This window comes from Portibacter lacus (genome assembly GCF_021533215.1).
GTDB classification, from domain to species: domain Bacteria; phylum Bacteroidota; class Bacteroidia; order Chitinophagales; family Saprospiraceae; genus Portibacter; species Portibacter lacus.
In genome coordinates, this window is sequence record NZ_JAJNKA010000003.1 from 178,481 (window position 1) to 189,643 (window position 11,163).

The 11,163-nt window shown below is 35.7% G+C and carries 13 protein-coding genes and 5 tRNA genes; all 18 read right to left on the reverse strand.

The features are described from left to right. Positions 1 to 23: 23 nt before the first annotated feature. The 18 genes from rplL to L2586_RS05900 all read right to left on the reverse strand — a co-directional run bounded on the left by rplL (position 24) and on the right by L2586_RS05900 (position 11,162). Positions 24 to 404: a 50S ribosomal protein L7/L12 gene (gene rplL / locus L2586_RS05815; RefSeq protein ID WP_235291859.1), complete on the reverse strand. Its 381-nt coding sequence runs from the start codon at positions 402 to 404 to the stop codon at positions 24 to 26. Between the two features lie 61 nt (positions 405 to 465). Continuing rightward, positions 466 to 1,002, reverse strand: a complete 537-nt coding sequence (gene rplJ / locus L2586_RS05820; protein ID WP_235291860.1) for a 50S ribosomal protein L10 — start codon at positions 1,000 to 1,002, stop codon at positions 466 to 468. Positions 1,003 to 1,019: 17 nt separating this feature from the next. Next, complete coding sequence (rplA, locus tag L2586_RS05825) at positions 1,020 to 1,712, reverse strand: 50S ribosomal protein L1 (protein ID WP_235291861.1); 693 nt, start codon at positions 1,710 to 1,712, stop codon at positions 1,020 to 1,022. Positions 1,713 to 1,777: 65 nt separating this feature from the next. Further along, positions 1,778 to 2,221 carry a 50S ribosomal protein L11 gene (rplK, locus tag L2586_RS05830; RefSeq protein ID WP_235291862.1) on the reverse strand — a complete coding sequence of 148 codons (444 nt, stop codon included), beginning with the start codon at positions 2,219 to 2,221 and terminating at the stop codon, positions 1,778 to 1,780. A 26-nt stretch (positions 2,222 to 2,247) separates the two neighbouring features. After that, positions 2,248 to 2,796 carry a transcription termination/antitermination protein NusG gene (nusG, locus tag L2586_RS05835; RefSeq protein WP_235291863.1) on the reverse strand — a complete coding sequence of 183 codons (549 nt, stop codon included), beginning with the start codon at positions 2,794 to 2,796 and terminating at the stop codon, positions 2,248 to 2,250. Positions 2,797 to 2,817: 21 nt separating this feature from the next. Next, positions 2,818 to 3,015 carry a preprotein translocase subunit SecE gene (secE, locus tag L2586_RS05840; protein WP_235291864.1) on the reverse strand — a complete coding sequence of 66 codons (198 nt, stop codon included), beginning with the start codon at positions 3,013 to 3,015 and terminating at the stop codon, positions 2,818 to 2,820. Between the two features lie 80 nt (positions 3,016 to 3,095). Beyond that, positions 3,096 to 3,168: transfer RNA gene (locus L2586_RS05845), tRNA-Trp, on the reverse strand. Positions 3,169 to 3,312: 144 nt separating this feature from the next. Continuing rightward, complete coding sequence (tuf, locus tag L2586_RS05850; RefSeq protein ID WP_235291865.1) at positions 3,313 to 4,509, reverse strand: elongation factor Tu; 1,197 nt, start codon at positions 4,507 to 4,509, stop codon at positions 3,313 to 3,315. 58 nt (positions 4,510 to 4,567) lie between these two features. Further along, positions 4,568 to 4,639 (reverse strand) — tRNA-Thr (locus tag L2586_RS05855). 82 nt (positions 4,640 to 4,721) lie between these two features. After that, positions 4,722 to 4,794: transfer RNA gene (locus tag L2586_RS05860), tRNA-Gly, on the reverse strand. Between the two features lie 28 nt (positions 4,795 to 4,822). Further along, a tRNA-Tyr gene (locus L2586_RS05865) sits at positions 4,823 to 4,905 on the reverse strand. 13 nt (positions 4,906 to 4,918) lie between these two features. Next, positions 4,919 to 4,992: transfer RNA gene (locus tag L2586_RS05870), tRNA-Thr, on the reverse strand. Positions 4,993 to 5,133: 141 nt separating this feature from the next. Then, complete coding sequence (gene hpf / locus L2586_RS05875; protein WP_235291866.1) at positions 5,134 to 5,445, reverse strand: ribosome hibernation-promoting factor, HPF/YfiA family; 312 nt, start codon at positions 5,443 to 5,445, stop codon at positions 5,134 to 5,136. Positions 5,446 to 5,486: 41 nt separating this feature from the next. Further along, positions 5,487 to 6,359, reverse strand: coding sequence for a tyrosine-type recombinase/integrase (locus L2586_RS05880; protein ID WP_235291867.1), 873 nt, complete (start codon positions 6,357 to 6,359; stop codon positions 5,487 to 5,489). 126 nt (positions 6,360 to 6,485) lie between these two features. Further along, positions 6,486 to 8,141, reverse strand: a complete 1,656-nt coding sequence (locus tag L2586_RS05885; protein ID WP_235291868.1) for an aryl-sulfate sulfotransferase — start codon at positions 8,139 to 8,141, stop codon at positions 6,486 to 6,488. 80 nt (positions 8,142 to 8,221) lie between these two features. Continuing rightward, positions 8,222 to 9,079, reverse strand: a complete 858-nt coding sequence (locus L2586_RS05890) for a hypothetical protein (protein ID WP_235291869.1) — start codon at positions 9,077 to 9,079, stop codon at positions 8,222 to 8,224. Between the two features lies 1 nt (position 9,080). Continuing rightward, positions 9,081 to 9,791 (reverse strand): hypothetical protein, encoded by a 711-nt coding sequence (locus tag L2586_RS05895; protein ID WP_235291870.1) that lies wholly within the window; start codon positions 9,789 to 9,791, stop codon positions 9,081 to 9,083. 15 nt (positions 9,792 to 9,806) lie between these two features. Continuing rightward, the gene (locus L2586_RS05900) at positions 9,807 to 11,162 is read right to left on the reverse strand and encodes a SusD/RagB family nutrient-binding outer membrane lipoprotein (RefSeq protein ID WP_235291871.1); all 1,356 of its coding nucleotides are present in this window, start codon (positions 11,160 to 11,162) and stop codon (positions 9,807 to 9,809) included. Between the last annotated feature and the right edge of the window lies 1 nt (position 11,163).

Here is an 11,163-nt window from a genome sequence, read left to right on the forward strand (position 1 = left end):
TTGGATCTTAATTCGATCATTAACTACTTCAACTCTACTTGAGCGCCAGCAGCCTCGAGTTCAGATTTAATAGATTCAGCGTCAGCTTTAGGAACTCCTTCCTTAATTACTGCTGGTGCACCGTCTACTAAGTCTTTAGCATCTTTAAGTCCTACTCCTAAAAGGTTTTTAACTGCTTTTACAACAGCAAGTTTAGCACTTCCAGCGGAAGTTAACTCGATGTCAAATTCAGTTTTTTCCTCAGCAGCGTCGTCTCCTCCGCCACCAGCAGGTCCAGCAGCAACAGCTACAGCTGCAGCAGCAGGCTCAATACCGTACTCGTCTTTTAAAATGTCAGCTAATTCACTTACGTCTTTTACTGTAAGATTTACTAACTGTTCTGCAATTGCTTTTAAATCAGCCATTTTAATTATGGTTTTAAATTTTTTAACAATAGTTGCGTATAATAAATGCTTGGAAGCCTATTTATTCAGCACCAGGTCTTTCCTGAAGTGCTTTTACTAATCCAGCGATCGTATTTCCTCCAGACTGTAAAGAGCCCAAAACGTTTTTGATCGGTGATTGTAATAACGTAACAATTTCTCCTAATAAATCTTCTTTAGATTTCAAGTTAGCTAACGCCTCGATCTGATCATCACCGATGAAAACATCTTGGTCTATGTAAGCTGCTTTAAGAATTGGTCTTTCACCTTTCTTACCTCTAAATTCTTTGATTACTTTAGCAGGATCATTTGCTACATCTGTAAACATTAAAGCGGTTGGCCCTTTTAAGATATCAAAAAGTGGAGCGTATCCCTTTTCTTCACCAAAAGTTTCTAATGCTTTTTTTGCTAATGTATTTTTGACAACTTTCATTTCTATGCCTTTATCATAGCATAGTCCACGAAGTTTATTTACTTGTTCTACTGTAAGTTGAGAAGAATCAGTTAAGTAAAAGAAATCACTATTACTGAACTTTTCTTTTAACTCCTCTATTGCAGCAGTTTTTTCAGTTCTATTCATTTTTATTAGTTATATCTTTACTTAATAGATTTTGGATCAATACTTATACCAGGACTCATAGAACTTGCTATACTAACAGATTTCAAGTAAGTTCCTTTAGCAGTAGAAGGTTTCATCTTATTAATAAGACTAAGTAATTCATGTGCATTCTCCGTTAATTTCTCAGAACTAAAAGACACTCTTCCGATAGAAGAATGAATAATTCCATATTTATCAACTCTAAATGCAATCTTACCACCTTTAACATCTGTAACTGCACTTGCTACATCCATAGTAACGGTTCCAGATTTAGGATTAGGCATTAAACCTCTAGGTCCTAATATTCTACCGATTCTACCAACTTGTGCCATTACTGTAGGCATTGCAATTACAACGTCTACATCAGTCCATCCACCTTGGATTTTAGTTACATACTCATCTAGACCAACATAATCAGCACCTGCTTCTTTAGCTTCTGCTTCTTTGTCTGGAGTACATAATACCAATACAGATTTTGATTTTCCTGTTCCATTTGGTAATGAAACGGTACCTCTGATAGCTTGGTCAGCTTTTCGAGGGTCTACGCCTAATCTTACGTGAACATCAACAGAAGCATCAAACTTCGTAATGTTAACTTCTTTGACTAGCGCCATTGCTTCATCTAAAGGGTATAGCTTATCGCTATCGACTTTAGCTGCAGCAACTTTCCACTTTTTGGTTACTTTTGCCATAATTAATCTAAGGTCCAAACGTATATAACAAAATATATACTCCCTTGTTTTAAAATGTTAAATAATTAATTTTCCCAAGGAGGGGTACCTTTGACCACTAATCCCATACTTCTTGCAGTTCCAGCTACCATTTTCATAGCAGATTCTATTGCATGAGCATTAAGATCCTCCATTTTGTTTTCTGCTATACCCTTCACCTGATCCCAGGTTACAGTACCAACTTTCTGTCTATTAGATTCAGGAGATCCCTTTTTCAATTTTGCTACTTCCATAAGCTGAGTTGCAGCAGGTGGAGTTTTCACAACAAAATCAAAAGATTTATCTTTGAATACAGTAATTACAACAGGAAGTAATTTACCTGCAGATTCTTGAGTCTTAGCATTAAAACGCTTACAAAACTCCATGATATTTACCCCTTTTGCACCTAATGCAGGTCCAACTGGCGGTGAAGGATTCGCTGATCCTCCTCTAACCTGGAGTTTAATAAAGCCGTCAATCTCTTTAGCCATTTTGAAATATTATTTTATATTCTTAATTAAGATTGTTTTTCTACCTGCATGAAGTTCAACTCTACTTCAGTTCCTCTACCGAAAATCTTAACAATTACTGTTAATTTCTTCTTCTCTTCATTTACCTCTTTGATGTCACCCACAAAATCTTTAAATGGACCATCGATAATTTTAATTGTTTCACCTTCAATGTAAGGCTCAATCATTGCTTCTCCGATTTCTTGAGAATCATCTACTCTTCCTAGCATTCTATTCGCCTCTGAAGGCTGCATTGGAATTGGATTATTTTTTCCTAAGAAATGAATAACATTAGGCATATTAGCAATGGTAGTAATAATTTCTCCTGATAGTTTCTTTGGATCAGCTTCAATTAAAATATAACCAGGAAGTATGTTTCTTTCCAGAATGACTTTTTTACCATTACGGATTTTATACACTTTTTCTGATGGAACTAAGATTTGAGTAACAAAATCAGTCCATTTGTTACGCTGTAATTCTAGTTCGATTCTTTCTTTAATTTTACGTTCCTTACCGCTAATTACTCGAAGAGAATACCATTTTTTTACTTCATCCATGGAAATTATTATTATTGTTTCTTAAAACTTAATTTTATAAAGATTCTGTAACAGTAAACCATTAAATACCAAATCCATGACAAATATGATAAGAGCAATAATAACAGAAGCTACAAGAACTAATCTAGTACTACTAAGTAAACTAGGCCATGAAGGCCATGTAACTTTGTGTACCAGTTCATTGTAACTTTCTTTTACGTATAAAACTAAACTTTCCATTATTTCTTTTCTGGTTTAAGAATTCTTGAAAATTCTTATGATAGATTTTGAAAAATTAAATCCTAACTTCCCAAATTTTGCAGGGGAGACAGGATTCGAACCCGCGGCCTACGGTTTTGGAGACCGCCGCTCTACCAACTGAGCTACTCCCCTAAAACATCAATTTCAAAATAAAATTCCTCTTTAGAAATATAATTTGAAACCGACTTAAAATACCTACTTTTCAAATGAGAAAAATTAAGCACCCAACCGGATGCTTAATTATCTCAATAAATTGTATTTTCTAAGAATATTTTACTATTCTATAATCTCAGTAACTTGACCTGCACCTACAGTTCTTCCACCTTCTCTTATCGCAAATCTTAATCCTTTTTCCATTGCAATTGTATTGATCAATTCAACTTCCAAAGTAACGTTATCACCAGGCATAACCATTTCTACACCTGCTGGTAAAGAACAATCTCCAGTTACGTCAGTAGTTCTAAAGTAGAATTGAGGTCTGTAACCATTAAAGAATGGTGTGTGACGTCCTCCTTCATCTTTTCCTAGAACATAAACCTCACATTTGAATTTCTTGTGTGGGTTTACTGATCCTGGAGCACAAATAACTTGTCCTCTCTTGATATTATCTTTTTCTATACCTCTTAAAAGAAGTCCTGCATTATCTCCAGCTTCTCCTCTTGCTAAGATCTTTCTAAACATCTCAACTCCAGTTACAGTAGAAGTAAGTGGCTTCTCATCTGGTTTTTGCATTCCAATAATCTGAACTGAATCTCCAGTGTTAATAACACCTCTTTCGATTCTACCAGTTGCAACTGTTCCTCTACCTGTAATAGAGAAAACATCCTCTACCGGCATTAAGAAAGGCTGATCAACTAATCTTTCTGGTTCAGGAATGTCAGCATCAACAGCAGCCATTAATTTCTTAATTGCTTCTGTACCAGCTGGATCATCTTCTAAAGCTTTAAGTGCAGAACCTTGAATAACAGAAATATTATCTCCGTCAAACTCATATTGATCTAATAGTTCTCTAACTTCCATCTCTACCAATTCTAACATTTCCTCATCGTCTACAAGGTCTACCTTGTTCATAAATACAACGATCTGAGGAACACCAACTTGTCTTGCAAGTAGGATGTGTTCTCTGGTTTGTGGCATAGGACCATCAGTAGCAGCAACTACAAGAATTGCACCATCCATCTGAGCAGCTCCCGTAACCATGTTTTTCACGTAATCGGCGTGACCTGGACAGTCAACATGCGCATAGTGTCTATTTGCTGTTTCGTACTCCACGTGTGCAGTATTAATAGTGATACCCCTTTCTTTCTCTTCTGGAGCAGCATCTATCGAATCATAATCTTGCTTTGCAGCTAGACCATCTTTAGAAAGCACGTATGTGATAGCAGCGGTCAATGTAGTCTTACCGTGGTCTACGTGACCGATTGTACCCACGTTCAAGTGAGGTTTATTCCGTTCAAAAGTTTCTTTAGCCATCGGTCAAAGTTTTTTTTTAAATGTACTTTAGTTAAATAATTAATATAAATAATTTCAGAGCCAATGAAGGGAATTGAACCCCCGACCCCTTCCTTACCATGGAAGTGCTCTACCCCTGAGCTACATTGGCAGAACGCTTTTTAGGCAAAATAAAGGTCTAAAAAACATCTTCTCATCCATTTAAGTCCGCAAAGATAGCAAAAATTAATTAGAGCGGGAGACGAGACTCGAACCCGCGACCCTCAGCTTGGAAGGCTGATGCTCTACCAACTGAGCTACTCCCGCTTATATTATCTTTATGTATCTTTTCAAGTGGGAGTGATAGGAATCGAACCTATTCAGACGTAGTCACCAGATTTACAGTCTGGCCCGGCTCTCCAACTCCGGCGCACTCCCTTTAACAATATTGAGCCGATGGAGGGATTCGAACCCCCGACCCGCTGATTACAAATCAGCTGCTCTGGCCAACTGAGCTACATCGGCAATACTATTATTTAAACGCTTCAATCGAACATTTTCTTGAAAGCGACTGCAAAAATAGAAGATTTTCTAGAAAAAGAAAATATTAAATATTATTTTTTTCAAGATGTTGCAAAATAATTTTTTTCGACCGCCATTTTAGGATCAATTTGATCGCTTTCTTGATACCAGTTTTTCCTTGTGCCTTTTGATTTGTCTTTTGAGTGAGTCAACAGCTTGATCGCACGATGCTTCAAAGGTTTTGCTGTCTTCTACACTTATAAATGTCTCCTTTGGAATACGTATAATAACCTCAACAATCTTGTCTTTAATCTGGCCACTATTCTCTAATTTCATTATCACCTTGGCATCCAAAATATTATCGTTAAATTTTAACAACTTTTCTATTTTAGAGGTGATATAGTTCTTTAATTTGTCATCTGCCGTAAAATGAATGGATTGAAATTGTATATTCATATTGCTCTAATATTTGTTTTCCCTAAGTTAATTATTGTCATTTACTTTTCTGCTTTAGGGTGCGCTTTTTTGTAAATATCTTTTAGCCGTTCTATTGTATTATGCGTATAGATCTGCGTTGCTGCTAAACTAGAATGCCCCAGTAGCGTTTTTATCGCATTCAGATCAGCTCCATCGTTAGATAAGTGTGTTGCGAAGCTATGCCTTAAGATATGCGGACTACGCTTATCCAAGCTGCTAACTTGACTTATTTCAGCTCGAACTAAGTTATATATATACTTTGGGTAAATGCTTTTCCCTTTTTCATTCTGAAAGAGAAAGCCATTTGATGTGATCTCATTATCTTTCTTTAACTTGATAAAGTCTTTTATTTTCAAATAAAGTTTTTCTGTAATAGGAATGATACGCTCCTTACTACCCTTCCCGATCACTTTGATCTGGCCTGCTTCACAATTAGACTCTTGCAATTCGATGCATTCTGCTCTTCTTAATCCACAAGTATAAATCAATTCGACTATTAATCCATCTAATATTGACTTGTAATCACCTGCATTTTCACTTTGATGCTCAATTAATTTTTCTATTTGACCTTCTTCCAAGTATTGTGGTAATTTCTTCGCCACCTTCATTGAAATTATTTTTGCAACAGGATTACTAGCAATGAGACCACATTTTTTCTGATAACGATAGAAACTTTTTAAAGATGAAATCTTTCTATTGATCGATTTAGCCTCATACTTTCGTGTTACCATATCTACCATCCATGATCTAACAGTATGGTGGCTAACTTCTTCTACCTCCTGTAATTCACAAAACTCAAAAAAGGACTGGACATCCTTAAGATAAGCAATTATAGTATGATCAGAATACCGCTTCTCATATCTTAAGTAATTTCCATATCTCTCCAGGTCCATATCATATGATTATTAATTATAATATATACAAATATTATACCTATTCATAACTCTAAAAAACCGGTTTTTCGTATTTCCTTTTCGTGAAGTGACAGATAGATTCAAATAAAGTGTATCAAATTCGTTTTAGAGCTTGATAAATTTCTTTGTAATACCTTTACTATCCCTTATCAAATAAACTCCAAATGAAATCCCCGATAGATCTATTTGACTCATTTCAGATCTCACAGTAAAAGATTTAACTTGCCTTCCGCTGAGATCTAGCATTACAAAATCTAGGCTTTGCTCATTTAAATTTCTAATTTCTAAATGACTCGAAACAGGATTTTTAACGATTTCCCAAGATGCAGAAAACTCAATTGGAATATTATTAGATAAAAGGCAAGGGTTCTCATCGTCACCAATCTGTAAAGTTCCAGTTGAGGTTAATTCTTTACCTATAAAAGCAGGATAGTCAGTTGGAAACCTTTTGATTCTAAATAAATTATTATCACTAATTTCAAGATTTGTTCCTTGTTCTACTGGCATCCCTGCTTTCAACGGCAACTTATATTCCCAAACTATCTCATCATCAGGAGTAATCTCGAAAGCATATCCAATTCGTCCTGCTAAAATTAAAAAGTTTCCGTTGGGTAGATACTGAGCACTTGAAAGCCCTGAAGAATACAGCTTTTCTTTGACAGGATGAAGAATCGTCTTAGTAAAGTCTTCAGGTAAGAACTTCCCTTCTGATATCTTATAGTTTAAAGAATCACTATCCATTACTGGACGAATAACATTTGCAGAACTATAGTTCTCACCAGCTCGATTATTAAATAAAAGAATTTGATTATAAAGCGAATCATTTGCCAGAAAATCATCATCTATCCAATGAGCATGATGCTGAAAAAACAGGGATTGGTCAGACTGGTCTCCCGCTTGATAGGTGAGTGGATTCCCCCATCGAAAAAGTAAATCACCTCCCTTCCCCGAATTTCCGCCAGAACTTGTGCGCGCCTCTGCTAAAGTTGTAGAGTGATCTATGATCCAAATTTCATCAAAGAAAGGTACACTAAGTAAAATTTGATCTAAGTCAGCATTATAATCAATGGAGTTTATATGGTTCCAATCAGGGTTTCCTAGATTGTTTTCATAGTTAATATCTACCCGTCCTGAGTTTTCCGATATTTCTCCAAAATTATTTTTACTTACATCATAATCCTGAATTAAATGATCCCAGACATGCCATTCCCACACCACTGAATCCAGCGATGGATTATACTCTAGGATATAATCTGGCCAAAGTTTATCTTGAAATAATTTTTCAGGATCTCTTCCAGCCTCAATGCATTCTTCTAAGTTTTTCAATTCCCAAGAAATCATGAGTACATTTCCATTAGGCAATACTTCAATGTCATGATGCAACCTCCGAAGAGAATCATTCTGCTCAAACGACCACAACTTATTCCCTTCCCAGTCGTAAGCTTCTACATGCGCTCCACCACCTCCAGCCCAAATACTCCCTACATTTACTTTATTATTAGAGCATTTAACTATTGATCCATCTTTTAAAAGATAAACTGAATTACCTGGAACTTTGTCATCTTCTAATTGCCAACGATGAACGATTTCACCACAATTATTTAAAAGAAAAACATCTGACTGATGATGAGGATAAATGAGATTATAACCATTAAAAGATCTTTCTTCATCTATTGATAACAATCCAACAGTGGGATCTTGGCCATATAATAGACTACATGTCAAGAATAAAAGCATTAATAAATGCGAAACTTTAATCATGCTGCAAGATATATATTGAAACAAAAAAAGGCGACACATTCGTGTCACCTTTTATCAAAAACATTATAATTTTCTTATTCTTACATAGGAGTTAATACAACAGTTGCTGTATCATCATAACCAGTAACCCATGAGAATGTTATCACACCTGAATCTGCATCAACTGATCCAGTTAAAGTTGTTGCAGTACCAAATGGTTCAGTAAACTCAGCTGAAATCACATCACATACATCCTTTATTGTTGTACTTACACCACCTGCGGCAACATATGCAGCGTCTACTCCATATACTTCATACCACGCTTGATAAATACCACCTGACCAATCAGAAATAGTATAAACTCCACCGCCTGCATCTGTTAGTTCTACTGTGCTTGTAACCGTTACTGTTCCAGGACAACAAGAATCTGTAGATTGTCCAGAAGTCGCTGCAGTATATGTACCACCTAAATCAGAAGGACAACTTACATTAACAACTAAACTTTCTCCAGAAGGGAAAGAACCATCGGCTGTTGCTATATCAAATGTATAAACAAATTGATCTAAAAGTTTCACACTTCCTAAATCAATCAAACCATCAGCTGCTTCAGCTAAAGTTGTATTAATAGTAGATGGAAAAGAATTAAGTGTTTTAAACAACACCGGTGCTCCTCCATTAAGGCTTTTGTAAACATTAACAGCAGTTGCATTCCCCCCAAAATCATCAACGGTGAATCCTATAGCTGCATCTCCTCCGTCAGCAAAATTATAGAATCCATTTACAATATCTGAAATGATTACTAGTGCACCTTTTTGCTCCCAATCTACATGATAGTTAGAAAACTTAATTTCCTTATCATCTAATTGAAAAACATCGTCATCGGTACAAGAAACAACAACTCCGAAGAGGATAATTCCCATCACGAAAAACAATCCTTTATTTATAAATTTAAAATTCATTTTATTTAATTTTATTTAATTCAATTAAAGCATTCTGAACTTCATCAGTTTTCTTGAAGTTCACTTTATTTTGCTTGAAATATGAAACTATATCTTTAATTTTTTCTGTTTCACTATATTTATCTAGAAACTTCTTGCGTTTCTTAGGCACTTCGTATAAGTCTCCGTCTCTATATATGTAAAGACTTTCAACTAATGACATTCTGGGTTTTAGACTTCCAACATCAAGGGCTGTATTGTAAAATTGTTTACTTAATTCTACATCTTTCTTTCCTAAGAAGCTAAAATTATCAGAATCCAATATGATTTCGTACAAATCATAAACTCCAGTTTTATTTTGAAGCGTTACAAATTTTTGTTCGAATTCAAAATTTGAATTTAGTGAAAGTGTGTCCACCATTTTCAAATCCACATTATACTCAGTAGTACCTAATTTTAAATAAAGTAACTTTCTATTTGCATCAAAGATTACCTGATAATCTTTGACAGTAAAATCATCATTACCTTTTAATTTAATTTTACCGTAAGTCCATTCATCCCAAAGAAGCGGTGAGCCTTCATATGTCTGATCTCTCTTATCAAAAGTTGCTAAGCCATAGGCCCTCGTGTTATTCACACTTAAATCCGCATCTATATCTACTCCTACATTAGACTGCCCAAGAGCACTCCACGGCAAAAGAAAAACACAAATAATTAAAAAGTAAAGTTTCATAGTCAAAATTGCTATTTATTCAAAAGCCCACACGTTTACATCTAACAAACCACCATTCTGGCTTGCTCTTGCAGCAGCTACATTATCAGAATTTGTTTGTGTTTCACCTTCTACGTATAAAAACCTTCTCGGTACAACTCCGCTTGGGTTAAATCCATTTACACCATCTGAAGATGGAGTAATGTTAGGAACTCCTGTTCTTCTATAGTTAGCCCAGGTAGTAGAGAAATTATAGCCATAATAAGCTTTATAAGCTTCTGTTAAAATAGTTTCTGCATCAACACCACCCGCAATCACACCATCTGCATATGCTGCTCCTTCTGCAGGATCAACACCCACTAGATTCATATTAGAAACGATTGCCGCTTTTAATGCTGCGGATGCATCTCCTCCTCCAGCAACTGTAGCTTCAGCTTCCATAAATTTCACTTCTGCATATGATAACATTGGAACTGTAGCATCATTTCTAGAAAATGGGAAAGTTGGATCATAGTAAAACAAAGTTCCATCACTTTCTTTGAAATAAAGAGCAGCACGTGGATCACCATCAAGCATTGCAGCAAATTGAGGATGGAAACCTAAAGTACTTGGTCTTTCTATTCCAAATTTAGCTAAAGAATAATTCTGAGTCTCTGCTGTTCCAAAAGTGAATTTTGATTCTTCCTCACTAGAAGTATAAGATCCAGAAAGCTCTGATAAAGCTGCAGCAAAATTACCTGGGTTCTTTTTAGCTTGATGAATTAAAAATCTAGCTTTAAGTCCTTTTGCAGTCTTTATCCAAAGTGCAGCATCACCTCCGTAAATGATGTCTCCACCACCATATCCAGTCGCACCTCCAAGAGCTGCTATACCTTCATCTAACATTGTTAAAACTCCAGCATATACTGATTGTTGAGCATCATAAGCTGGCTTCAAACTTTCAGTTCCTTTTAAAGCGTCGCTGAAAGGAATATCCCCAAAGTAAGAGGTCGCGATTCCGAACTGATTCGCCATGATAATTTTTCCAACACCTTCGTAGAAAGAAGCACCTTCTTCAACAGCTTGCTTAATCATCACATCACAACTTCTTAAAACACCTGAGTAAAGTCCAGTGCTCCAATAGTTATTCATCAGATCTTCTCCTAAAATGTAATTATTATAATCGATTTGCTGTGCATCAATTCCAAGAAATTGCTGCATAATAATTCCGATAGCACGGCTTCCACCGTTACCTTCGTTGTACATTGCCTGTGATTGAATTTCAGGCAACATCAATCTTAGATCTACACTTGTTAATCGCGTAGGATTCAAGTTCAATTCTTCTAGCGATTTCTCACAAGATGAAGTGAATAAAAGAATCATTGCAATAAATATATATATATTTCTTTTCATT

Excerpts from the sequence above, each read along its gene's own strand:
- L2586_RS05895 (WP_235291870.1), bottom strand. The coding sequence starts at position 9,791 with ATGAAACTTTACTTTTTAATTATTTGTGTTTTTCTTTTGCCGTGGAGT.
- hpf (WP_235291866.1), bottom strand. The coding sequence starts at position 5,445 with ATGAATATACAATTTCAATCCATTCATTTTACGGCAGATGACAAATTA.
- nusG (WP_235291863.1), bottom strand. The coding sequence starts at position 2,796 with ATGGATGAAGTAAAAAAATGGTATTCTCTTCGAGTAATTAGCGGTAAG.
- rplK (WP_235291862.1), bottom strand. The coding sequence starts at position 2,221 with ATGGCTAAAGAGATTGACGGCTTTATTAAACTCCAGGTTAGAGGAGGA.
- L2586_RS05890 (WP_235291869.1), bottom strand. The coding sequence starts at position 9,079 with ATGAATTTTAAATTTATAAATAAAGGATTGTTTTTCGTGATGGGAATT.
- L2586_RS05900 (WP_235291871.1), bottom strand. The coding sequence starts at position 11,162 with ATGAAAAGAAATATATATATATTTATTGCAATGATTCTTTTATTCACT.
- rplA (WP_235291861.1), bottom strand. The coding sequence starts at position 1,712 with ATGGCAAAAGTAACCAAAAAGTGGAAAGTTGCTGCAGCTAAAGTCGAT.
- secE (WP_235291864.1), bottom strand. The coding sequence starts at position 3,015 with ATGGAAAGTTTAGTTTTATACGTAAAAGAAAGTTACAATGAACTGGTA.
- rplJ (WP_235291860.1), bottom strand. The coding sequence starts at position 1,002 with ATGAATAGAACTGAAAAAACTGCTGCAATAGAGGAGTTAAAAGAAAAG.
- rplL (WP_235291859.1), bottom strand. The coding sequence starts at position 404 with ATGGCTGATTTAAAAGCAATTGCAGAACAGTTAGTAAATCTTACAGTA.
- L2586_RS05880 (WP_235291867.1), bottom strand. The coding sequence starts at position 6,359 with ATGGACCTGGAGAGATATGGAAATTACTTAAGATATGAGAAGCGGTAT.
- L2586_RS05885 (WP_235291868.1), bottom strand. The coding sequence starts at position 8,141 with ATGATTAAAGTTTCGCATTTATTAATGCTTTTATTCTTGACATGTAGT.
- tuf (WP_235291865.1), bottom strand. The coding sequence starts at position 4,509 with ATGGCTAAAGAAACTTTTGAACGGAATAAACCTCACTTGAACGTGGGT.